17 protein-coding genes are annotated in these 21,870 nt (G+C 30.6%); 10 read left to right on the forward strand and 7 right to left on the reverse strand.

All coding sequences use genetic code 11. From position 1 onward, the window contains the following. Positions 1 to 224 precede the first annotated feature (224 nt). On the forward strand, positions 225 to 1,277 hold the full coding sequence (locus tag Q4Q47_RS17205) for a TlpA family protein disulfide reductase (protein ID WP_303307874.1): 1,053 nt from the start codon (positions 225 to 227) through the stop codon (positions 1,275 to 1,277). A gap of 153 nt (positions 1,278 to 1,430) precedes the next feature. On the opposite strand, the gene Q4Q47_RS17210 is transcribed toward Q4Q47_RS17205, so the two are convergent. From Q4Q47_RS17210 to Q4Q47_RS17235, 6 genes are all read right to left on the reverse strand, one after another. Further along, on the reverse strand, positions 1,431 to 2,435 hold the full coding sequence (locus tag Q4Q47_RS17210) for a hypothetical protein (protein ID WP_303307875.1): 1,005 nt from the start codon (positions 2,433 to 2,435) through the stop codon (positions 1,431 to 1,433). A 76-nt stretch (positions 2,436 to 2,511) separates the two neighbouring features. Further along, positions 2,512 to 5,028 (reverse strand): TonB-dependent receptor, encoded by a 2,517-nt coding sequence (locus Q4Q47_RS17215; RefSeq protein ID WP_303307876.1) that lies wholly within the window; start codon positions 5,026 to 5,028, stop codon positions 2,512 to 2,514. After that, positions 5,025 to 5,954, reverse strand: a complete 930-nt coding sequence (locus Q4Q47_RS17220) for a FecR family protein (RefSeq protein WP_303307877.1) — start codon at positions 5,952 to 5,954, stop codon at positions 5,025 to 5,027. Before Q4Q47_RS17220 ends, Q4Q47_RS17215 begins: the two co-directional genes overlap by 4 nt. 48 nt (positions 5,955 to 6,002) lie before the next feature. Beyond that, entirely contained in the window at positions 6,003 to 6,539 is a 537-nt protein-coding gene (locus tag Q4Q47_RS17225; protein WP_303307878.1) for an RNA polymerase sigma factor, read from the reverse strand. 153 nt (positions 6,540 to 6,692) lie between these two features. Next, positions 6,693 to 8,258, reverse strand: a complete 1,566-nt coding sequence (locus Q4Q47_RS17230) for an NAD(P)H-hydrate dehydratase (protein ID WP_303307879.1) — start codon at positions 8,256 to 8,258, stop codon at positions 6,693 to 6,695. 159 nt (positions 8,259 to 8,417) lie between these two features. Beyond that, entirely contained in the window at positions 8,418 to 9,713 is a 1,296-nt protein-coding gene (locus Q4Q47_RS17235) for a T9SS type A sorting domain-containing protein (protein ID WP_303307880.1), read from the reverse strand. A 609-nt stretch (positions 9,714 to 10,322) separates the two neighbouring features. Between Q4Q47_RS17235 and thrA the strand changes: the two genes are divergently transcribed. The 5 genes from thrA to Q4Q47_RS17260 all read left to right on the forward strand — a co-directional run bounded on the left by thrA (position 10,323) and on the right by Q4Q47_RS17260 (position 15,930). Next, the gene (gene thrA / locus Q4Q47_RS17240) at positions 10,323 to 12,767 is read left to right on the forward strand and encodes a bifunctional aspartate kinase/homoserine dehydrogenase I (protein WP_303307881.1); all 2,445 of its coding nucleotides are present in this window, start codon (positions 10,323 to 10,325) and stop codon (positions 12,765 to 12,767) included. 86 nt (positions 12,768 to 12,853) lie between these two features. Further along, on the forward strand, positions 12,854 to 13,777 hold the full coding sequence (locus tag Q4Q47_RS17245; protein ID WP_303307882.1) for a homoserine kinase: 924 nt from the start codon (positions 12,854 to 12,856) through the stop codon (positions 13,775 to 13,777). Between the two features lie 54 nt (positions 13,778 to 13,831). Further along, the gene (locus tag Q4Q47_RS17250) at positions 13,832 to 14,188 is read left to right on the forward strand and encodes a four helix bundle protein (protein ID WP_303307883.1); all 357 of its coding nucleotides are present in this window, start codon (positions 13,832 to 13,834) and stop codon (positions 14,186 to 14,188) included. A gap of 59 nt (positions 14,189 to 14,247) precedes the next feature. After that, on the forward strand, positions 14,248 to 15,540 hold the full coding sequence (thrC, locus tag Q4Q47_RS17255; protein WP_303307884.1) for a threonine synthase: 1,293 nt from the start codon (positions 14,248 to 14,250) through the stop codon (positions 15,538 to 15,540). Positions 15,541 to 15,633: 93 nt separating this feature from the next. Further along, the gene (locus Q4Q47_RS17260) at positions 15,634 to 15,930 is read left to right on the forward strand and encodes a putative quinol monooxygenase (protein WP_303307885.1); all 297 of its coding nucleotides are present in this window, start codon (positions 15,634 to 15,636) and stop codon (positions 15,928 to 15,930) included. Positions 15,931 to 16,185: 255 nt separating this feature from the next. On the opposite strand, the gene Q4Q47_RS17265 is transcribed toward Q4Q47_RS17260, so the two are convergent. Then, on the reverse strand, positions 16,186 to 16,446 hold the full coding sequence (locus Q4Q47_RS17265) for a DUF983 domain-containing protein (protein WP_303307886.1): 261 nt from the start codon (positions 16,444 to 16,446) through the stop codon (positions 16,186 to 16,188). A 202-nt stretch (positions 16,447 to 16,648) separates the two neighbouring features. On the opposite strand from Q4Q47_RS17265, the gene Q4Q47_RS17270 reads away from it, so the two are divergent. The 4 genes from Q4Q47_RS17270 (at position 16,649) to Q4Q47_RS17285 (ending at position 21,827) form a co-directional block, all read left to right on the forward strand. Further along, positions 16,649 to 17,524: an AraC family transcriptional regulator gene (locus tag Q4Q47_RS17270; protein WP_303307887.1), complete on the forward strand. Its 876-nt coding sequence runs from the start codon at positions 16,649 to 16,651 to the stop codon at positions 17,522 to 17,524. Between the two features lie 134 nt (positions 17,525 to 17,658). Next, positions 17,659 to 18,378: a hypothetical protein gene (locus tag Q4Q47_RS17275; protein ID WP_303307888.1), complete on the forward strand. Its 720-nt coding sequence runs from the start codon at positions 17,659 to 17,661 to the stop codon at positions 18,376 to 18,378. A gap of 273 nt (positions 18,379 to 18,651) precedes the next feature. Further along, on the forward strand, positions 18,652 to 19,584 hold the full coding sequence (locus Q4Q47_RS17280; protein ID WP_303307889.1) for a hypothetical protein: 933 nt from the start codon (positions 18,652 to 18,654) through the stop codon (positions 19,582 to 19,584). A gap of 209 nt (positions 19,585 to 19,793) precedes the next feature. Continuing rightward, entirely contained in the window at positions 19,794 to 21,827 is a 2,034-nt protein-coding gene (locus Q4Q47_RS17285) for an ankyrin repeat domain-containing protein (RefSeq protein ID WP_303307890.1), read from the forward strand. Positions 21,828 to 21,870: the final 43 nt, after the last annotated feature.

Below are 21,870 nucleotides of genomic sequence, written 5' to 3' on the forward strand. Positions count from 1 at the left end.
TTGTCTGTCTAACCTCTCCGTTTACCTCTTATGGTTATTCCAAATATTTAAATAACTTAATAAAAGCCCTTTTTACTTTTTGCCATTACTATATAGTATTATGTGCTTTTAATTATATAATTCGTTTAAAAAACTCATATTCAATGCGAAAAACACAAAGATATGTTAAAATACAAAAGAAAAATATTAAATCTATTAGTTTTGACTAAACTAAAAGTCTTAAAATGAAAAAAACACTAGTACTATTATCTGCATTAACCATTGTGGCTTGTAAAGAAGAGCCTCCTAAGGATTATGCAACCTTATCTGGAAAAATAACAAATTTAAGCGAAGATAAACTTATAAAAATCCAAAGTAGAAATGGGTTTAAAAAAGAAATAGCAATAAATGATGACGGCATTTTTAATGACACCTTAAAAGTAGAAGCAGGTGATTATTACTTTAGTTACGGAGAGCATTATGGGCAAATATTTTTGAAGAACGATAATGAGACTTCCTTTTCTGTAAACACAGAAAACTTCAAAGAATCCTTGAAATTTTCAGGAGATGCTGCTAATAAAAATAATTTTTTTGTTGAAAAATCTTTACTACAAGATAAATATTTAACAGAGGATATCATGTATAAAAGTGAAATTGAATTTGAAAAGGCTTTCAGCGACTTAAAAAATGCATATACTGAATTAAAAGAAAGTCATAAAGATTTAGATTCTACATTACTCAATAGATTAGATAAAGATTATGAAGGAACATACAAAGGCTATAAAACGTTTCATAATAATAAGCTGGCTATTTTAAAAGCCTTTCCTAAAGGCAGTCCTTCACCTGTTTTCAATAGCTATGAAAACTTTAAAGGCGGAACGACATCACTGTCAGATTTAAAAGGTAAATATGTTTATGTTGATGTTTGGGCAACCTGGTGCGGTCCCTGTAAAAGAGAAATCCCATTCCTTAAAGAAGTTGAGGAAAAATACCATGGTAAGAACATTGAATTTGTTAGTATTTCTGTTGATGACGGTAGAGGTTTTCAAGGTGACACAAAAGAACTTAAAGCTTCGGCAGCAAAAGAAGGCTGGAAAAAAATGGTAACTGATAAAGAATTAGGTGGTGTACAATTAATTGCAGATAAAGGATTTCTATCAGACTTTGTTCAAGGATACAAAATAAATGGAATTCCTCGTTTTATTTTAATAGATACTACAGGAAATGTACTTGATCCGGATGCACCAAGACCATCCAGCCCAAAACTAATCGAATTATTTACATCTTTAAATATATAAAAATTAAAAATTATAGATAAACTAAAAGCCTATGAAACTTGTTTCATAGGCTTTCTTAGTAAATAGGTTTAACAATAAGTAAAGTAGATATATTTGCAATGACCTATAACACTATTTCTATCATTTTTAAATTCTCCTGGTATAACTTGATTATTACCATTCATCTGTGCAATAACTTGCAGAATTAGTCAAAGTCTCTTCAAGTTCTTTATTAGATTTTACCATAACCTCATCACCATTTATAGTAACTAAAGTTAAAGGATAGTTTATTGTTAAGTTTTCAAATTGGTCAAAGAAAGTTTCATTCAATTCACTATCATTGGTTATAGTTACTGGTATAATTTCATCTGTTTTGAGATTAATCTTGTTCATTACAAATGGATATTTAAAATTTATACAGTCGTTATCATTAATATCTCTGTCTAACTTGCAGTCTTCAAAATAATTAGTCATTTGAGATTTCCAGATAGCTTTAGATGCGGTTCCTCCTGGTGATTCAAACTCAACAGAACTAATTCTAACATCATCCAGAGTATATGTTGTATTATTAATTGTATTATACGATAATAAAGCCTCTTCAGCGGCAGCAATACCACCACTAAGCCACATTTGATCGCCGGTTAAGAAAACACGATCTCCAAATATTTCTACATGGTACTTTACCTTTCCCGAACAATTGTAATTAATATCTGACAATGCTAATGATTCATTCTCATAGGTAACTCTTACATCTCCTTCAAAGCTGCAATCATCAAAAAATTTAATGAAATTTTCCTCACCTTGTAATACAACTACAGACGTATCAAGTATAAGGTCTAAAAAATAGTCATCTGGAGTAAATTGAATCCCTGTATCTGAATAAGCTTTTGCTTTAGCAGCTGGAAATTGCTCATTCCATTTTGATAGTTCTATATTAACTGCGCCATAATAATCTCCTTGTGAATTCATAAAATGACCAACAAGAACTCCTTCACTACAATCAAAATTGATAAGATCCAGATCGTTAGTTGAAGCCGCCGTTGCAATTATTTTATTTGCTAAGCTTGATGAAATCTTTTCATCCGATGTTACTAGAGTTCCCGTTTCTACAGACGAGCAAGATTGGAAAACTCCTAAAAGTATTGTTGCAATAAATAATGTTTTAAAAAAATGTTTCATGTTGTTATATTTTGGGGTTATTTACTATGGAAACGATTGTAAACTGTAAAACCCTCTATGTGTTAAAAAAATTATATTAAAAATCAATGTTTAACGATACATTTGGAGTAAATTCTAATCCATATCTATCTAAAACCTCTATATCATTTTTGTCTTCTGTTAGCGTATAATAACGATTAAGAATGTTCTTCTTATTCCCAATATTAATTAGGCCCACTGTTAGTTTGTAATCTATTTTTTTTGATATATCAAAATCATAACTTATTGAAGCATCAAACCTCAAATAATCTGTAAATCGCTCCATGTTTGGTTCATTATAATTGATTTTATTAAAAGCACCTTTTATAATTGGCATTTCTTCATTTATAGAGGTGAAGGGCTTCCCGGAACTATATTCCATTCCTAAAGAAAAATTAAACGATTTACACCTGATATTTACTCCAGAAATTAGATTATGCCTCATATCATTATTATTATAAAAACGAGATGGATTAAGGTCTTTAAATTTGTACTCATTTGTACTATAATTATAGCTTAACCAAGTATTTAAATAATGACTTTTATAGTTATAATGAAACGTATACCCCTTTATGACGTATGATCCAAAAAGATTCTCAAACTGATTAAGGTTCTGAAAACCTTGATTATTAGTAGTAATACCTTTTACAGTTTTAACATAGATACTCGTATTAAGCATATGCCTTCTTTTTTTGAAACCAAAAGACAATTCTAACTGCTTACTTTTTTGCAAAGGCGCAATAGAATTGTTTGCTAGAAACCACCTTCGCTTTTCTATACCTAGAAAATTATTTTCCAAATTAACAACCTGAGAAATATTTTGTGTTTTTCTCTCTCCTCTAAGCTGAATATCTATTTCCGGTATAGGATTATATGTTATGTGAAATCTGGGTTCAATTTGAAATGATTTTAAGAACTCATAATAAACATTTCTTAGGTTTAGCCCTGTTTTTATTTTATTTTTATAATAATTAAGGGTTCCAAATAGCCCATAAATATTACTCTTTTGCTCTAATTTGCTTTGAAAAAACTCGTTAAAATTGTTGATATCATTTATAACTGTTAAGTGCTCATGTGAGATTCCGGTTTCATATGTTATTCCAGAAGTTTTAAGCCTCGAGCGGTATTTTAAAGTCGTTTCATAATTTCTAACACTATTACTTTGGAAGCTTGAAATATCTCTGGACAACAAAAAATTTCCGCCATCTAGTTTGTATTTAGAATAATTAATAACAGCCTCCATTTGAGAGTTATTAGAAAAAGTATGCTGCCAATTAAATCCCAAAGCGGTATTTTCTTGTGTTAACTTACTCTCTTTACTGGTATTAAGTGTTTTATTTGTTTCTATGTAAGACAAATTGTTTGCAAAAAGTAATACGTTTAATCCAATACTATTAGATTTATTTATAGCCAATTTGTATTGCAATTGAGAATCATGAAAATCAAACGTATTTTCAGCACTTACAAGACTTTTATTTGACGTATTGTATGTCCTAATATCTGAAGATTGAAAGGCTTTTTTAGCATAATTTAAATATGTCGGAGAATCCCAAACATCTGTCAACGATTTTCTTGTTGAAAGTAATAATTCAGATTTCTTATTTATTGGTATTTTCACATAACCATCTGCGCTTAAAAAATTAATACCAATGCCTCCTTTAATTTTTTTTGAACGCGTATTATTGTGCTCTAAACTAATAACACTACTTGTACTATTTCCATATTCTGCCGGTGTTGCATTATCATACAAAGTAATTGTAGAAAGTAAGTTCTCATTAAAGGCAGAAATTAACCCAAAAAAATGACTGTTTTGATAGACTTTTATATCATTCCAAACAAATAAATTTTGATCTTGGGTGCTCCCTTTAACGATTAAATCTGAAATAGATTCACTATTACTAGTCACTTGAGGTAAATTTTCTAAATTTTTAATAACATCATGAGATGTTAACCCTGCTAACGAACCTACCTCTTTAGTTTTTATAAAAAAAGTACCATCGTTTTTCTTATAAGTTCCTGTAGAAAAGAAAGGATAAATGAATAATGCTTCTAAGCCTTGGATTTGCTTAATAATATATACCTTATTAGTATTTAATTTATTAACATCAATATTTTGCTTCCCATAAATAAGGTGTGATATTGAAATTTTTTTTGGTATGACATCTTCAAAAAGCACTTGTCCTTCTTCATTAGTAATCCATGTTTTATGTTTATCTAAATCAGTTATTAATACATGTTCTAAAGGCATTTTATCTTCACTGTCATAGAAATATAACACCTTCTTTTTTAAAGGTTTTACTACAATTTTACTTTGGGAAATAACTGTAAAAGAAAGCATGAAATGGCTTTCTAAATACTCTAAATGAGTTTTTAAAGGTGCTTTTTCATTATAAAAACAATCTGCACATTTTTCGTTTTTGAGTAACGAAGATTCGTAGTTAAAAGATACTTTAAAGAAGGCTTCAATTTTTTTTAGATGTGTTTCAAGTGAAATGGTGTTTTTTTGAGCAAAGCAGTATGTTGAAAAAAGCAAAAATATGGTCAATAGATTTGCCGTACGTTTTTTTATAATCATCTATTTTTATTCAAATAAATACTTTTATCTTTTTTGATATACGTTAAGTCTAATGATTGACAAAAAACGTCTAATACGGTTTCTAATGAATCATCATAATGGTAACTTCCAGTATATTTTAAGTCTTTATTTAAATTATCATTCATAATAAATTTTATATCATATTGAATACTTATATCTGAGATTACATGATTTATTGGTGTATTTTCGAAAACGGATACTTTATCAATCCAATATGGCTTTGTATTAATAATATGTCCCTCCTGCATACTTACATCTAATGTTTTTGAATTAAAAAAACTGTTAGCTTTTAAAATGGTTTCTTCCCCCTTATACATAACAGATACAGTACCTTCATAACAATAGACTTCAAAAGAAGTGTCTCGTTGTTTTACATTAAATTTAGTTCCTAAAACCGTTACGGTACCTTGTGGTGTTTTAACCGTAAATGTTTTTCCTTTTGCTACTTCAAAATAAGCTTCTCCTTTTAAGTCTATAGCTCTTGTTTTTTTCCATGTTTTACTGTAGGCTACCTCAGACTTTGCATTTAACCAAACTTTAGAGGCATCCGGGAGTGAGATTTGTACAGACTCACCAGCAAGCGTATAATGTTCAAGATTGTTATTTATACTAAACAAAGCCACCGAAACAAATAATAATATGGAGGCCGCTATAGACATAGGCAGCCATTTTTTATGCAGTGGAATAATTTGCTTTTTATTTGCATCTGGTTTTAAACGAGCTGTGTCTAACCTTTCTAAAACACCTTCTTCATTATAATCAACAGCTTTAACGCCGTCAAACATCTCTATGATTTCTTTATATTCAGAATAAGTATCGGACTCCTTAAAAGCTTCTTTTTCTTTCTCTGAAGAGAATTCAAAATTCAAAAACTTCTTTATATTATTAGTCTTATTTTCTTCCATAATGATGGTCATTAAATATGTAACGTTTCAAACTGGAAAATCCCTCCATTAAAATCGTTTTTTATTAATTTGTAATTCTTTTTGTAGAAACTCCAAAGCATTAAAAATTCTTTTTTCTACTGATTTTACCGAAACACCCATTATTTCAGCAATCTCTCTATACTTCTTTTTATCTATTCTATTAAGCAAAAAAGGAACTCTATAATTTTCTGGCATATTATCAAGAACTTGATTTACTTTTTGATGAAATTCCTTTTCTTCAAAAATATATTCAGGTGTTTGTTTCTCTATAATGCTTGCGCCATTTTTTTTATAGTTCAATGCGTGATTAGCATTTCTAAAAGTGTCAATTATCTTATTTTTAGAAATAGTATACAAATAGGCTCTTACATTTTTTAAAGGCACATTTTTACAGTTCTTCCATAATGTTAAGAAGGCTTCTTGTATAATATCTTCGGCTAGTTGTTTGTCTCCATAATTGTACACTAAAAAGTTAAAAACTTCTTTAGAATGCTTTTTAAAAGCTATATTGTAATTACGTTCTTCACAAATAGAATCTTTAGATGAGTAATCATCACAATTCATTAATTTTAATATTTTTTGGGTTCCAAATTAAGTATCAAACGTTTCAAATTAAAAAAACCCTCTATCTAACACTCTTTTTTTTATTGTAAAATATTATTTATAAAAAAACAGCTTAAAATGTCCTCAAGATTGGACTATCAAGCTGTTTTAAAATTATTCTTGTTCTTCTTGCTCCTGTTCTTTTTCGACTACTTCTGTCGGTTGTTCCGGTTGCTTAAATAAATCAATAAAAGCGGCTCCTAAATAATCAATAACATGACTGGCAATTAAACTTTGATAACCAAAGTTTTCAACCGCAATATCTGCTGATCTTCCATGTAAATACACTCCAAATATGGTAGCTTGCAATGGATTATAACCTTGCGAAATTAATCCGGTAACCATTCCAGTTAATATATCACCGCTTCCCGCAGTAGACAGTCCAGGGTTTCCCGTAGTATTCACATAAATTTTATTATCAAATACTGTTATAGTATTTGCTCCTTTAATAATAACTATACAGGTATATTTTTTTGAAAACGCTTTTACTTTTTTCAATTTATCGAAATCGTCTTTCCACGTACCAATTAAACGCTCCAACTCTTTAGGGTGCGGTGTTAAAATGGTTTGTTCAGGTAAAAGTTTCAATAGGATTTTCTTTTTTGACAGTATATTAATCCCATCGGCATCAATAACTAAAGGTGCCTTATTTTTCTTTAAAAAGGTTTCAAAAGCGCTTATAGTTTTAGAGTGAGTCCCTACACCTATTCCAAAACCAACAACTGTAGGCTTTATATCAAATTTAATATCTGTAATTATTTCCTCATTGGCATCCGTTATAACCATAGCCTCCGGAAAAGACGCTTGCAAAGGCACATATCCACATTTAGGAATATATGCGGTGATGAGACCTGATCCAGCAAATAAAGCCGCCCTGCTCGCCAATGTTACTGCGCCAATTTTACCATAACTCCCTCCAATTATAAGACTATGACCAAATTGCCCTTTATGCGAAAATTTTTCTCGTGGCAGATATAACGGTAACACTTCATGCTTCCCTATTAGTTCTACCTCGGTGTTAGTTGTGAATAAAAACTCCTGATCAAGACCAATGTCTAATACTTCCCATTGGATGGTGTACTTGGCCGTTTCTGGTAAGAAGAAAATCAATTTAGGAGATGCAAAACTCAGTGTATAACCAGCCCAAACGACGCTATCTTCATCTTCTGGTACTCTTTCTGTGCTTAAACCCGACGGAATATCAATAGATAGCGTAAATGCCTTTGTACTTCTAAAATGCATAAATAATGACTTTACCCATTCATCTACAGCTCTATTTAATCCAATACCAAAGACAGCATCAACAATAATATCATCTTGATGAATTTCAGGAAAATCTTCAGTACAACTTAAAAGCGTTGGCCAATCTTTAGTAACATTTTTAATGCGATCATAATTAATTAAGAAATCTTTTGACCGCTTATCGCTACAATTAACCACATAGGTTTTAACATTATAGCCATCTAAAATTAAATGTCTGGCAAGCACTAATCCATCTCCTCCATTATTTCCAATACCACAAAATATATGAATGGGAACTTGAGCACCTTGCATACGCATATGCATCCAATTAAAAATTTGTGTACCCGCACGCTCCATCAAATCTGTTGAAGATATCTTTTGACGTTCGGCAGTTAGTTTATCACCTTGGTAAATTTGTTCTTTAGAAAATAGTTTCATAAATAGAAAGGTATTTATGTTTAATATAAATAATACATGTTTTATGTAGAAAAATAAAATCACAATTTAGGCAATAAAAAAACCCTTAGCTAAGTTTTGACTAAGGATTTCCATATATTTTATTTAAATTACTGTAAATAAATACTATATAAAGAGTTGTTATTTTTTAATAAATTTAACTACCTCAAAGTTTTCTAATTTTAGAAGGTACAACCCTTGGTTTAAAAATTTAATATCAATTCCATTACTATTATTTGTATTTGTTACTGTTCCTCGGGATACTTCTTTTCCTAATATATTATAAATTGTATAATTGTTGTCAGACTTGGTTAAACCGGAAAGGCTAATAAAATTAGTTGCTGGGTTTGGGTGTGTTTTAATTTTAGCTTTTAAGCCCGTAGTAGTATCGGATAAAGTGCTTGTGTCAATAGTACTCAGACTTCCATAAGACGTACCACCAGAATTTATGGCGTAAGATCTTACGTAATAAATGGTGTTACTTGCCAGGCTTCCTAATTGATTGCTAAATGTGCCTTCTCCACTTCCTGTCACAATTTTGGTATCGGAAGTCGTAGGAGGATTTACAGAAGTACTATAAACAAATCCCCTTTCTGTAACCGTAGCACCTCTATCGTCCGTTACTTCTCCACTCATATCTATTTCGCTAGTAGAATTATTTAATACTGAAGCTCCAATAACAACTGGCGCACCTTGCTCTATAATAGTAGCGCCTCCTTCAAGGTTAATGGTATAATTGTCAAAATTTGTAATTCTATGACCGCCAAAAGCAAAATAGGAGTAAATGATCTCAGAGTTTGCCATAGCTGTGTTCTGTACATTCCAGCTTTTGGTTTCTGTTGGTGTACCTGGAGTTATAAGTGTACCATCATTATTGGCCGGGTAAATCTGTATAGTCATGTCAAAATAACTATTTGCCAATAAATCAACAGTTAAAACAGCTAAATACCAATCATCAGGAGAACCACTGTTTAAAACATCACCACCATCCCAGCTACCTGAACTAGTCGTAGTGCCGCTAGTAAAAATATAACCGCCGCCATGTACAGAGATACCTAAACCATCATTAGGAGCCGCATAAAAATGATGTGTTGCACTCGGATTGGATGTAAAACCTATACCGCCATAACCACTATTAAACTCACTCTTAAAATACGTTTTAAATTCGTAATGAGCGCCTTCACCGGATATAGAGTAACCTTGCTTTGTTGTATAAACTTCGTTTGTATTTCCCGATACATTTACTGCTCCCGTACCATCTATTCCTGTGTTGGTTGTTTGCGTAATAAGTAATGAAGAGCCTCCTTGAGTAAATGATGTACTTAATTCGGCAGGGGTATTAAAATCAAAGACATTGGTCACTTGAGCTTGTATAACTAGTGTCGTTAAAAAAAGGAGTATTGTTAAACCATTTTTTGTAAGTAATTTTGTTTTCATTCTGTAGGTTTTTAAACATTAACATACACAAATGTAAGTTTTTTTTTCAAAAAATAACATTTAATCGAATAAAAATTACATTTTATCGATAATAGTGTCGATAAACTGTCATTTATACATGTCAAGAAAAAGATTACAAAACTTAATTAGGTCTAACTGTAAATAGTATATATAAAATTAAAAGGCTATACATATAGAACTCATTTTGATTGGGTATTTAGGAATTCCTCTATACTTCTATTTCGAGGATAGCTCGTTTCAAGAAATTCTTCATTATTAACATTTTTTTAACTTACAATCGAAAAAGCTAATTTTATGAAATGAAATGAACTACAATATAAGAATCCTGTAAAAAAAAATGTTTTAGTTTTTTTATAAAACTAAATGTAATACTTTTGACCAATATTTATATAGAATATAGTGAATCATTTAAACCAAAATATAGTTGTACTTATTTCTTCTTTAACAGAAGGGACTACTACTATTTTTGGAACTACTACAATTATTACAACCCTTTGGGGTTGCTAACTATATATTCTTCAGGCCATCGTTGTAATCTTTATAATTACAACATCTCAAATATTTTTTCAATTATTAATTCATTAAAAAATGAAGGTTTTAAAATTTGGTGGAACTTCGGTAGGTTCTGCAAAAAACATAAATAACGTCATAGATATCTTAACCGGATATTCTCAAAAAGATTCCATTATATGCGTCGTATCTGCCATTGGTGGCATTACAGACAAACTACTTTTGGCTGGTAAACTTGCTCAAAGTAAAGACACTCGTTTTAAAGAAACGTTTAGTACTATTAAAGATATTCATTTAAATATCATAAATGAATTAAATCCAAGCAATGCAGACATCATTATAGAATATACCGAGACTAGGCTAGGTGAATTAAAAAATTTGTTAGACGGTATCTATCTAATAAATGAATTATCTCCAAAAACATCAGATAAATTAGTGAGCTTTGGTGAGTTATTATCATCATACATTATATCGGAAACTATGAAAAATCGTAGTTTATCTGCAGATCGTAAAAATTCTCAAGAATTGATTATAACAAATTCAAATTTCACTAAAGCGGAAGTTAATTATAGCTTAACTAATAATAATATAATAGGCTATTTTAAAACAGCAACACAACAAATTACTATACTTCCCGGGTTTGTTTCAAAATCTTTAGTAGGGGAACAAACGACATTAGGTCGTGGTGGTTCAGATTTTACAGCGGCCATAGTTGCTGCTGCTTTAAAAGTTGAACAGTTAGAGATTTGGACGGATGTAAGTGGGATGTATACTACCAATCCGAAATTGGTAAAACAAGCCTACCCTATCGAAAAAATTTCTTATCAGGAAGCTATGGAATTATCACACTTTGGTGCCAAAGTTTTATACCCTCCAACTGTCCAACCTGTTTTAGATTTAGAAATTCCTATTCACATAAAAAACACATTAGAACCAGAAGCAATTGGAACTATTATTTCCAATGATGAAACAAACATTACATCACCCGTAAAAGGAATTAGCAACATAGGAAATATTGCCTTATTAACGTTAGAAGGCAGTGGTATGGTAGGTATCCCTGGATTTTCTAAACGCTTATTTGAAACCCTGTCACAAGAAAAGATTAATGTCATCTTGATTACTCAGGCATCATCTGAGCATTCTATTTGTTTAGGTATTGAAGAAAAAGATGCAGATGAAGCCAAAAAGGCCATTGATGTTGCTTTTGAAAATGAAATTGCTCTAAATAAAATAAACCCCATCATAGTTGAAAACAATCTTTCAATTATTGCACTAGTTGGTGATAACATGAAAAACCACCAAGGGATTAGCGGTAAAATGTTTAGTGCTTTAGGTAAAAATAATATTAACATTCGCGCTATAGCTCAAGGTGCCTCAGAGAAGAATATTTCTGCTGTCATATCAGAAAACGATATAAAAAAGGCTTTAAATACCTTACATGAGCAATTCTTTGAAATTGAAACTAAACAACTAAATGTATTTATTACTGGGGTTGGAAATGTTGGAGAGAAATTAGTCGATCAAATAGAGCAACAGAATGGCTATTTAAAAGAAAATTTAAAAATCAATTTACGGGTTGTCGGGTTGTCAAATTCCAGAACGATGATTTTTAACGAAGATGGGATTGATCTAAAAAACTGGAAAGATCAGCTTGTTTCAGGAGAAAAAGCAACTTTAGAAGGTTTTTTTGAAAGAACTAAATCACTTAATTTACGTAATAGTATTTTTGTTGATGTTACAGCAAATAAAGATGTTGCGAATTTATATGCTAATTATTTACGCCAAAGTATTGGTGTGGTAGCATGTAATAAAATTGCTTGCTCAAGTGATTACGAAAACTACAGTTTATTAAAGCGCCTATCTCTTAAATATAATGCACCTTATTTATTTGAGACTAATGTTGGCGCTGGATTACCTATTATCGACACCCTAAATAATTTAATTGCTTCTGGTGATAAAATTACGTCCATTCAGGCAGTCTTATCAGGAAGTTTAAATTTTGTATTTAACAATTTTAATGACACCACTAAATTTTACGATGTGGTTAAACAAGCTGCAGCAGAAGGTTATACAGAACCAGATCCAAGAATAGATTTAAGTGGTGTTGATGTGGCTAGAAAAATATTAATTTTAGCTAGAGAAAGTGGTATGCAAATGAATTTGGAGGATATTTCAAATACACCTTTCTTATCAGATTCAGGATTGAAGAGTGATTCGGTTGATGATTTTTATCAAACACTGATTGCCGATGAAGAGCATTATCAAAGCCTATACGCTTCTGCAAAAGCAAAAAACTGTCAATTAAAGTATGTAGCGCAATTAAACAATGGAAAATCAAATGTAGGTTTACAGGAAATTCCAGAAGGACATCCATTTTATAATCTTGAAGGCAAGGACAATATCGTTATGTTTTATACGCAACGTTACCCAGAACAGCCTATGATTATTAAAGGAGCTGGTGCTGGTGCTGAAGTTACGGCCTCAGGGTTATTTGCAGATATTATTAGAATGGGAAATAATTAAAAAAGATAAGAGAATAAAGAAAAGAGGTTAATGACTTAGCATTTAAAGTCTATTTTCTTTTCTCTATTTTCTTTTTTCTATAAGTTATGAAAAACGAAATAAAGATATTTTCACCCGCAACAGTTGCTAATGTAGCCTGTGGGTTTGATGTTTTAGGATTCTGTTTAGACGGTATTGGTGATGAGATGGTCATAAGAAAAACGGATAAAAAAGGCATTCATATTACTAAAATTGAAGGGTTTGATTTACCATATGAAACAGAATTAAATGTTGCTGGTGTTTCTGCATTAGCGATGTATGAAGCTGCAAAGCCAGATTGCGGTTTCGAAATTGAAATTTATAAAAAGATAAAACCTGGTAGTGGTATTGGTAGTAGTGCTGCAAGTGCTGTTGGCAGTGTTTTTGGAATGAATGCCCTTTTAGGAAGACCTTATAACAAAACTGAATTAACACAATTTGCTATTAAAGGTGAAGCCTTAGCCAGTAAATGTGAACACGCCGATAACCTTGCTCCAGCCATTTTTGGAGGTTTTACATTGGTTAAAAGCGTGTCTCCTCTGAAAATTTTAGAGATTCCTTCTCCAGAAGATTTATATGCGACTATTATTCACCCGCAAATAGAAATAAAAACATCTGAGGCTCGAGCGATACTTCCTAAAGATGTGCCTTTACAGAATGCTATAACACAATGGGCAAATTTTGGAAGTTTAATTCATGGTCTACACACAAGTGATTATGATTTAATACAAAAATCGCTACACGATGTCATTGTGGAACCCTATAGAAGCCAATTGATTCCTTATTATAAGGAAGTAAAAAAAGCGGTGCTGCAGAATGGCGCTTTAGGTGCTGGAATATCGGGTTCAGGTCCTTCAATCTTTACATTAAGTAAAGGATTTGAAAATGCTCAAAAAGTAAAAAGTGCTATGGAAAAAGTGTATTCTGAAACAGACATAGCATTCGAAATACATATGGCTAGGATTAATACGGAAGGTGTTAAGGTTCTTTAAGACAAAAGACGGATGACCGAAGACAGAAGGAACTATTAGTTAAAAATTTAACTTATGAATAAATTCAAATTTGAAAAACTAATCATTTGGCAAAAAGCAATGGATTTTGGTGAAGATATTGATGAAATTGCTAATAATTTTCCAGATAAGGAAAAGTATAATTTATCATCTCAAATAAGAAGAGCTGCAGATTCAATAGCATTAAATATTTCTGAAGGTTCTATCGGTCAATCTAATCCTGAACAAAAGAAATTTATAGGCTATTCCATTCGTTCTTTGGCTGAAGTAATTACCTGCCTGTATAAAGCGAAAAGAAGAAAATATATTTCTGAAGATAATTTCAATAAATTCTATGATGACGCATACACTTTAATGAACATGATGCATGCGTTTCGTAAAAATATTAATTAAACCACCATCAATGGAATTTTCGGTCTTCCGTCTTCCGTCAATGGTCTATTTTAAAAATAATGAACTATTACTCACTAAACAAACAAGCACCAAATACATCTTTTAAAGATGCTGTTATAAAAGGATTAGCGCCAGATAAAGGATTGTACTTTCCAGAAAGTATAACGCCTTTAAGTGATGATTTCTTTAAAAATATTGACGAATTATCACATACAGAAATTGCGTTTCAAGCCATTAAACAATTTGTATCTCCTGAAATTCCAGAAGCTATTTTAAAAACTATTGTAGAAGAAACCCTGTCTTTTGAGTTTCCGGTAGTTCAACTAAACGACCATATGTCAACTTTAGAGCTGTTTCATGGACCAACCATGGCATTTAAAGATGTTGGCGCACGTTTTATGGCACGTTGTTTAGGGTATTTCAATAAAGACAATACAAATGAAGTGACTGTTTTAGTAGCTACTTCTGGCGATACAGGTGGTGCTGTAGCTAATGGTTTTCTTGGTGTTAAGGGTGTAAATGTGGTTATACTCTATCCTAGCGGTAAAGTGAGTGATATTCAAGAAAAACAATTGACAACACTCGGACAAAATATTGCTGCTTTAGAAGTTAATGGTACCTTTGACGATTGTCAAGCCATGGTAAAAACGGCTTTTTTAGATGAAACGTTAACAAGTAGTATGCAGTTAACCTCTGCAAACTCAATAAATGTAGCACGCTGGTTGCCACAATTATTCTACTTTATGTTTGCATATAAGCAACTACATAAAAAGTATAATGACATTGTGTTTTCAGTTCCAAGTGGAAATTTCGGAAATATTTGCGCAGGTATGATGGCACAACAATTGGGTTTACCAATTAATCACTTCATTGCATCAAACAACGAAAACAATGTGGTAACTGAGTATTTAAAAACACAGTTATACACACCAAAACCATCTGTACAAACTATTAGTAACGCCATGGATGTTGGGGATCCTAGTAACTTTATCCGTATTCAGGAAATCTATAAAAACAAGTTTGAATCATTAAAAGACAATGTATCTTCTTTTAGTTTTTCTGACAATGAAACCAGAGAAGCGATGAAAGAAATCTATACGCAATATAACTATGTGGCAGATCCGCACGGTGCTGTTGGGTATTTAGGTTCCAAAGCTTATCTCAAAGATAATCCCAATGCACATTGTGTGTTTCTAGAAACAGCACATCCAACCAAATTTTTAGACGTAGTTGAAGAAGTTATAAAAGAAACACAACCACTTCCAGAACAAATTCAATCGGTTATGGATAGAGAAAAAGTCTCTGTTAGAGTTAATAATTATGAAGATTTAAAGAGTTATTTGTTGAAGTGATTTTTTCCTTTACTAAATCATTATGGATACCTTTTTTAAACAAAAAACGCATAGCTTTTCTACCTAAAAACTACAGTATAGAATAAATAAATTATGAATAATCAAAAATTAACAATTGTCGCAAAAATTCTAGCGAAAACAGATAAGAGAGAACTAGTAAAACAAGAACTACTAAAACTCATAGAAATTACTCGAGCCGAAGAAGGATGTATAAATTATGATTTACATCAAGATAATGACAACAATGACCTATTCTTATTTTATGAAAACTGGTCTAGTCGTGAATTATGGCAAAAGCATTCAGATAATAACCATATAGCAGACTATATAAAAGCTACAGATGGGGCTGTGGAAGAATTTACTCTAAACGAAATGTCTCATATTGGTTAAACTAATTTTTAAAATTCGTAGATAATAAAAATTGCTATAGAGTATTTTACTGCTATATACTAAAAACTTACCTCATATACACTGATAGTTTTTTACAAGAACTAAGTGAATTGGATGATTTTGGTATATGACTTCATTGATTTTATTTACATAAATTAACATTTCGATAACTGAATAGCTATATTATCTAGTGCATCTCTATTTTCAGTAGACCCAAAAAGTCCAATATAAATATTTACAGAAAATCAAAACGTTTTAAAGCTTAATTTTTGGATTAAAAAACAAATAAATCCAAATGGTTCTTGACAATCTAAAATTTACAGTACTAAATAAGATAGCGGACAGTATGATTCCAAAAAAAGAAACTAAAAGCGATAATCCAAAAACAAAATACGATATTATAAAAACACCAATGAATTCAGCTACGGCTAGCGCATAGCTTACAAACATAGCTCCAAAGAAAAACCCAGGCTCTTTTTCAAATTTAAAATCGCAATTTTCACACCTATCATTCATTTGTGGAATTTGAAATAACAACAAATTACCATTCGAATTAAAAATGTTATTTTTTTTGCATTGTGGGCATTTACTCCTTAAAATAGAAATTAGTTTCATTTTATATCATTGAAAATCATTTTGCAAATTTAGTACGACATCTAAAAATAGTATTCATAAATAACGCGCCATTTTTTGTACTTTTAGGACATAATTTCATTTCATGAAACACATCCCTATTTTAAACATTCAGCAATTTGAGCAAAATGTGCCCATGTCTGATTTTTATAGCAATGACTTAAAAAGTCATTTAGAGAAGAATAAAGACTTCTTTCATAAACCTCATAGACATGATTTTTTTCTTTGTGTTCTATTTTCTAAAGGTTCAGGTATTCATGAAATAGATTTTAATAGATATACTATAAAACCAGGTAGTGTATATTTTTTAAGACCAGGTCAAACACATTATTGGCAATTCGACAATCAACCCGAAGGATACATTTTTTTTCATACTCAGAACTTTTATGAGCTTCATTTTTCGAAAAGTAAATTGGAACAGTTTCCATATTACTATTCATATAAAAATACACCAACGCTACATATGGATTCTAATGAAACTAAGCGTATAGAATTAATATTTGGAAACATCAATGATGAATACCGTAAGAACTTGCCTTATAAAAAACAAAAAATAGCAAGCCTTATAAACATGGCTTATATAGATTTAGCCAGACATTATAGTACATTTGAAGCGACTAAAGACATAACATCTGTCACCTATATTGAAACATTACGATCTTTAGAAAGAAGTATTAATATACACTACAAAGTAGAAAAATCGGCAAAATTTTACGCAAGCAAATTAAATATCACCCCAAAGCATTTGAATAGAATTGTAAAAACTACTCTAGGAAAAACAACTACCGATTTAATTACTGAACGGGTAATACTCGAATCAAAACGTTTAATCGTTCATTCTAACAATTCTTTATTTACTATTTCGGAAACATTGGGATATCAGGATTATGCTTATTTCTCTAAAGTGTTTAAATTAAAAACAGACCTTACACCATTGGAGTTTAAAAAGAGTTATCAATAATCTTTTTTCAGAATTCAAATTAAAGAAGACTGGAATTTTGAAACAATGATTTCTATAAACGTCTTATTCGAATTTATAAATATATCCTACATTAGCAAACAACATATAATCGAAATAAACACAAAAAACAGTATATGACTATAGTTAGAGGTCTTAAACCCTCAATTGCTGAATTTACTAGTTTAGAACAAGAACTTATTACAAAAGTTGCTGAAAAACTAGAAAATAACGGATTCCCCATGAATCAATTAACAAGAGTTCATCTCAAAAAAAGAATTATTAATATTAAGGATTATTATTCTTATAACGAGATAACATTTTTTATTAATCCTGGAGTATACAAACTAGATGGTTTTGACTGGGGAATTGAAAATATTGGTATAAACTGGGAAGACCCTTCTGTTATAAGAACTCCAGATGGAGGTATTGAATTTGAAGTTGGCCGTAAAGTAAAATATGAAGACCTTATCATGACTCTTTATCGTTTAAAAGATTCTTATTCTTACGGCACACTTCTTAAAAATCATAATATAATATTAAAAAAAATAAATGATGTACTAATAACAAATGATTTAGAAGATATCAAATATTTCACTTCTAAAGGAATATTAGAATTGATTAAAAATTATCTTATTGTGTTAACTGCTTACAATGAAAACAATAATTTATATGAAATGACAATAAGAAGAATAGATTATAATCTTATAGATTTTAAATATTTTAACGAACTTTTTATGCAATATCGTTTAAAAATAAATCTAGAAACATCAAGAGTAGAAATATTAAATAGCTTTGACCCAACTTTCTTTCCAAACCCTGCCGCTCCCACACCTTTTAGTAAAAAGAAAAATTAGAAATAATAACGTAAAATAGGTTCTAAAAAACGAAAGCACAACAATGTCTAAGAAAACATTAGGACTTTTGAGTCTAATTAAAAGGTTTATTCTTCCTTGCAAAGTCTTCAAAATATAAAATTTGGTATTTATGAGAAAAAAGACAGCTTTTTTTTCACTGGAAACTGGGTAATGAGAATGCCAAGAATTAGTTTCCTTTGTCTAGTATTGAACAAAATAAATGTTCATAATTTACTAATGAAAAAGTATAAACTTTTATTAACCTTAATTATTATGTCAAATTTAGGAAACGCTCAGAACAGTCCAGATATAATAGGATTATATAATTTAGGAGCATCATCCCCAGAAGGAGGAAGTCATTTATTTGTTTTAGAAAATAATAACTATGCCATTACTTATTTTGGAGGTATCCTATCTGGAAAATGGAAAATTACAAAAGATAATATTTGTGAGTTTATGCCCATTAAAAGAAATGAATTTGAACTATTAGGGAGACACAATATAGGTTTAAAAGGCAGCACAAAAATTTGTTTCAACGGTTTTGAAAACTCCGAAACATTTATTCAACTAAGAATAGGAAAAGAAGAAGAAATAACCATGCAACGCGTATTCAATCCAGATGCTAACTGCTTTTCTTACAATCCCTATGTATACACCTTTAAAACAATTGCGAACAGTATTTCATTTATGGCTATTAAGTATGATGACTCAAGTAGATCTATAGTTACAATCGAAAACCCAGATGAGTATAATGATTTTGTTGCAAATTTTATTGAAATAGATAGTTTTTCGGCCAGACCATTTTTTGCAACGTTTAAAGATGAAAAGCTTTATTTTGAAGAGGAAGACTTTTCACATCGAACTCCTATAGATAAAAATGATGAGGATGTAGAATATATAAAAAATATGATCGATGCAGAAGCAAACAGAGATACCATCTACTATAATCCATCATATAATATATTTGGTAGGTCTCATAGAGATAAGGGTGAACAAAATATACATGAACATCATATATTTGATGAACAAAAAAATGCTTATATAAATACTCAGCTCTATACTGAAGACATAGAATATAAAAATTCTGATGAGTCGTTTGAAGATATGTCGATAATTTATGCTTATACGGCTTTAAAAGAGCATAGTCAAAAGTCCGTTAAATATAAAATAAACGAAAAACCATTGTTTCAAGTTAATTGTAAATAAACAAACTGAAACAATAAAATAATTATTAAAAATGGTGCTTGAAATATAAAAAAAATTAAGCAGTAGATGGCAAGAAGGTCATAAATGGTTATGGTATTCATTAGGCTATAAAGCTTATAATATAGCAATCAAGTTTATTGATAGTACACTTTACTTAGAAGGTGTTAATTTACTTTAATACAACCACTTATGTAAAAAAAAAAAAAAAAATGAAAAATAATTTAACTATTAGCGATAAAGAATTTACAAACTTAACTATAGAAGCATATAGAGATGGTGAGCTTGAGAAGATAGTCCCCTATTTAAAACAAGGTTATAAAATCAATCATGCAGATGTTGCTGAAGGTATGTTTTTTATCGATTTTGATATTGATAAAATGGAGAAATTCGCAGCTATGGGGTTTGATGTAAACACACCAGATAAATGGACAAAGAATCCTTATTGGTTTGATTTTTTTTATGATCTGGAAGCAGATATAGAATTGGTCAAAAGAGTACTTTCCATTAAAAGTCTTGATCTAAACGCTGGTTCAGAAAAAGGGTTTTCATTACTTTTCAGAACGGATTCACTTGTGAAATCAGTTACCCCTGCAAATATTATCCAACTGATTAAATTGTTGTTGGATAGCGGAATTAAGGTAGGTACTCTAGACAAGTATGAAAAAAATGCTTTACATTTTTGGGGTGATTATCCCGAGGTTTTAAAACTTCTAACATTACAAGGATTAGATATCAATAAACATGATAATAAAGGGTATACCCCCTTTAGTTGGTTTTGTTATTCTTGTGAGAATGAGGAAACAATGATTAAAAGTGTTGATGCTTTTGTTGAATTAGGTGCAAATATCAATTACGAAGTAATCCTTCCAAAGTCCGAAAAATTAGGTATGACACCTCTCTTTTTTGCTATTTCTAATAAAAAGCTTCCTCTTGTAAAACACTTATTAGAGTTAGGAGTTGATAAAAATCAAGTGAGTAAAAATGGCTTAACAGCATTGGAAGTTGCATTAAGCACACAAAATAGAGAATTCATCGAGTTGTTCTTTAATGAGGATAAAGTAGATTATAGCACGACAATAAAATCGCTGCTTGTCGGCTATAATATGGTGTCTCAAAATTGGGATGCCGTGTTGTATTGGGGATTGCAAATAAATGAAGATGAGTTGGAGAAATGGGAAGTAATACATCAACTATCTTATGCTTATAGAAAGAATGGTAACATTGATAAAGCCCTAGAATATGCTTTGAGAGGGATCAATAAGTTTGGATTAAACAATATGTTTTTCGATAATATAATCTATATCTACATTATCTCTGGGCAATATCAAGCAGCCATTGACTTTTGGAGGAAAAACAAAGCAAACTTCGATCCAAAAAAAACTGCTTCAGCAAATACCATAGGTCACATGATTGTAGCCTACGAACAATTGCAAATGTATACTGAAGGTATTAAAGAGCTAAAAGAATATGCAGACCAATGTCATGGTACATCTGAAGGGCGTAGTGGATTTTCGCAGTTTAACTTTGCATGTCTATATGGTCTTATAAACGATATTGAAGGTGTCATTCATTACAGTGCTGTTGCTATAGAGAATGATTATCATGCTTACGATTTTGAATGCGACAGTTCTTTTGATAATGTGCGGGAACATGAAGCCTTTGAGTTATTAATGGAATATAGCAATGAAAAAATCATTTATTTATATCTGAAAAAAGAAAACCAGAATGTCATATTTTACACAAGAACAAATGATAAATTTGAAATCATTGAGTTTGGTGAAGAAAAACAAAGTAACAACAAGGTTAATGTTGAATCTACAGCAGTTCTTATTAATTCAGTGTATCAAAAATCAAAGGAATATATTGATAAAGGGTATGCAGTAAGTGAATTCAACTATGCCGAAAAATGGGTTTCCGTTTATGATAATATTTTCAATCAAATAGCAAAAGAGACAATAACACCATTAGGTGAATTAAGATTGGAATGGGATTTTAATTTTGATTATAATGAGGAAGAAGGGAATTCTCTAGAACGCCCTTATTATGCTTATTCTGATAATAATTTTGAGATAGATCATTACGATTATATTCAATATATTCCTACTAAGCGTATTTTTAAAGAGATAATGCGAAAAGTGGTGAAGTTGGATTCCTTTAGTAATCTATCCAAAAAGGAGGAAGTTAAATTAATTCAATCAGAACACGATTGTGGGGATGAGTTTCATTTTACATGGAAACAGTAAGACTCATTCAAAGAAGGCTTTTACCTATATTTTGAATTGGATA

It is taken from the genome of Flavivirga spongiicola (assembly GCF_030540825.1).
GTDB lineage: Bacteria > Bacteroidota > Bacteroidia > Flavobacteriales > Flavobacteriaceae > Flavivirga > Flavivirga spongiicola.

Bases quoted from the DNA above. Each gene is read 5' to 3' on its own strand.
- Q4Q47_RS17205 (WP_303307874.1), top strand. From the start codon at position 225: ATGAAAAAAACACTAGTACTATTATCTGCATTAACCATTGTGGCTTGT.
- Q4Q47_RS17210 (WP_303307875.1), bottom strand. From the start codon at position 2,435: ATGAAACATTTTTTTAAAACATTATTTATTGCAACAATACTTTTAGGA.
- Q4Q47_RS17215 (WP_303307876.1), bottom strand. From the start codon at position 5,028: ATGATTATAAAAAAACGTACGGCAAATCTATTGACCATATTTTTGCTT.
- Q4Q47_RS17220 (WP_303307877.1), bottom strand. From the start codon at position 5,954: ATGGAAGAAAATAAGACTAATAATATAAAGAAGTTTTTGAATTTTGAA.
- Q4Q47_RS17225 (WP_303307878.1), bottom strand. From the start codon at position 6,539: ATGAATTGTGATGATTACTCATCTAAAGATTCTATTTGTGAAGAACGT.
- Q4Q47_RS17230 (WP_303307879.1), bottom strand. From the start codon at position 8,258: ATGAAACTATTTTCTAAAGAACAAATTTACCAAGGTGATAAACTAACT.
- Q4Q47_RS17235 (WP_303307880.1), bottom strand. From the start codon at position 9,713: ATGAAAACAAAATTACTTACAAAAAATGGTTTAACAATACTCCTTTTT.
- thrA (WP_303307881.1), top strand. From the start codon at position 10,323: ATGAAGGTTTTAAAATTTGGTGGAACTTCGGTAGGTTCTGCAAAAAAC.
- Q4Q47_RS17245 (WP_303307882.1), top strand. From the start codon at position 12,854: ATGAAAAACGAAATAAAGATATTTTCACCCGCAACAGTTGCTAATGTA.
- Q4Q47_RS17250 (WP_303307883.1), top strand. From the start codon at position 13,832: ATGAATAAATTCAAATTTGAAAAACTAATCATTTGGCAAAAAGCAATG.
- thrC (WP_303307884.1), top strand. From the start codon at position 14,248: ATGAACTATTACTCACTAAACAAACAAGCACCAAATACATCTTTTAAA.
- Q4Q47_RS17260 (WP_303307885.1), top strand. From the start codon at position 15,634: ATGAATAATCAAAAATTAACAATTGTCGCAAAAATTCTAGCGAAAACA.
- Q4Q47_RS17265 (WP_303307886.1), bottom strand. From the start codon at position 16,446: ATGAATGATAGGTGTGAAAATTGCGATTTTAAATTTGAAAAAGAGCCT.
- Q4Q47_RS17270 (WP_303307887.1), top strand. From the start codon at position 16,649: ATGAAACACATCCCTATTTTAAACATTCAGCAATTTGAGCAAAATGTG.
- Q4Q47_RS17275 (WP_303307888.1), top strand. From the start codon at position 17,659: ATGACTATAGTTAGAGGTCTTAAACCCTCAATTGCTGAATTTACTAGT.
- Q4Q47_RS17280 (WP_303307889.1), top strand. From the start codon at position 18,652: ATGTCAAATTTAGGAAACGCTCAGAACAGTCCAGATATAATAGGATTA.
- Q4Q47_RS17285 (WP_303307890.1), top strand. From the start codon at position 19,794: ATGAAAAATAATTTAACTATTAGCGATAAAGAATTTACAAACTTAACT.